This window comes from Thiolapillus sp. (genome assembly GCF_048562965.1).
GTDB classification, from domain to species: domain Bacteria; phylum Pseudomonadota; class Gammaproteobacteria; order Chromatiales; family Chromatiaceae; genus Thiolapillus; species Thiolapillus brandeum_A.
In genome coordinates this window covers 1-707 of the sequence record NZ_JBHNMF010001313.1, presented here as the reverse complement: position 1 = coordinate 707, position 707 = coordinate 1, and the positions used below count along the sequence as shown (strand labels likewise).

The following is a 707-nucleotide window of genomic DNA, read 5'->3' as shown; positions in this document are numbered from 1 at the left end:
GAAGTTGTTGCGTAGTGCTTGGTGACCAGGACGGCTGGGGCACCAATAGGTTGTCAAAGGCCGAGTCGATTTTGGGGACTGGGATGTCCCAAAATCTATCACGAGGCCGAAGACACGCTTGTTGTTCTGCGTACCGCCGCCGATGCAGATGAGCGTATCGAGATGATTGGCATGGTAGTTGTCCACGATGACATCGGTCATGTCCTGCACCTTGCCACCGAAGAGCATGCGGTGAGGTTTGTCCCGGCTGGTGCCTAGGATAGTGCCGCCACGGGTCAGGATGCCTGACAGGGTTTCCCCTTCGAGGCGTTTGAAACGGTTGTCGACCAGTCCGCGAAAACCGTCCAGAAAACCGATCATCTGCATGCCGTAATGGCCTTGCGCCGCCTTTCCCGCACCGCGTATGGCAGCGTTCAGGCCGGGACTGTCGCCTCCGGCTGTCAGGATGCCGATATGTTTTGTCATAATACTTCCCCTTAATTACCCGATGACTGCAATGGTATTGCCTACTATGCCAGCAGTTTGCGCAAATGCAAAACGACGCAGATCAAGGAAAGGGCTTTCTTGTGCTCCGAGCAGCTATGCTATTAACCCGGCGACCAAATATGTCGCCCTCAGTGCTTCAAACAGGACGCGTATCAAGGCGCGGCTTGCAGGCAATGGCAAGCCCTTGTCAAAAGCCGCAACACAGATACGCGTCCTGTTTG

2 protein-coding genes are annotated in these 707 nt (G+C 55.2%); one reads left to right on the top strand and one right to left on the bottom strand.

What is annotated here, in order from left to right; translation table 11 throughout:
• Positions 1–465 (bottom strand): 6-phosphofructokinase (locus tag ACOCD2_RS24035; protein WP_419626288.1); only part of this gene is annotated, 465 nt, incomplete at its 3' end.
• Between the two features lie 22 nt (positions 466–487).
• On the opposite strand from ACOCD2_RS24035, the gene ACOCD2_RS24030 reads away from it, so the two are divergent.
• Positions 488–707 (top strand): hypothetical protein (locus ACOCD2_RS24030; protein WP_293815891.1); only part of this gene is annotated, 220 nt, incomplete at its 3' end.